1 protein-coding gene is annotated in these 695 nt (G+C 69.9%); it reads right to left on the reverse strand.

The window, feature by feature from the left end; all coding sequences use genetic code 11:
* Positions 1-695 (reverse strand): glutamate synthase central domain-containing protein (locus ACFQEU_RS17155; protein ID WP_379784114.1); only part of this gene is annotated, 695 nt, incomplete at both ends.

The raw sequence follows: 695 nt of genomic DNA on the forward strand, positions 1-695 counted from the left end.
CGCGGACCAGCTGGTGGTGGACCGCACCGGTCGCGAGCAGGCTCGGGACCGCGAGCCGACCCGATCCGACCGCGCGGTCCGAGAGGACCACGACGTCCGCACCGGCTTCGATCGCCGTGGCGGCGTCGTCGCGGACGCGGTTCACGGCGTCGGTGAGCGAGGTTCCGGTGTCGTACGTGATGTCGACCGTTACGGCGGAGAACTCGTGTCCGGCGCCGGTCCCGTCGACACCGTCGTCCCCGCCAAGGGATTTCAGCGCGGCGGTCTCCGCGTCGGTGAGCACCGGTGAGTCGGTAACGATCTGGCGGGCGTGCTCGGGCGTCTCCGCGAGCAGATTGCGCTGGTTACCGATCCGCGACTCCAGGGAGGTGACGAGCTCCTCGCGGATGTAATCGATCGGCGGGTTCGACACCTGCGCGAACAGCTGTTTGAAGTAGGTGAACAGCGGGCGGTCGACGTCGGCGAGCACCGACAACGGCGTGTCGTCGCCCATCGAGCCGACCGGGTCCTTGCCGGACTCGGCCATCGGCTCGACGAGGTGGTTCAGCGAGTCGGTCGTGTAGCCGAACGCCGCCTGGTAGGCACGAACCGTCCGATTTTCGCCGGTGTCGACGCCAGCAGCGGTCTCGCCGCCGTCGTCGCCGGTCGCGTCCGGCCCACTGTCGTCGCCGGTCGCATCCGGCTCGCCGCCGCTC

Origin of the sequence: Halorubrum tibetense, assembly GCF_042661865.1 — an archaeon.
Taxonomy (GTDB): domain Archaea; phylum Halobacteriota; class Halobacteria; order Halobacteriales; family Haloferacaceae; genus Halorubrum; species Halorubrum tibetense.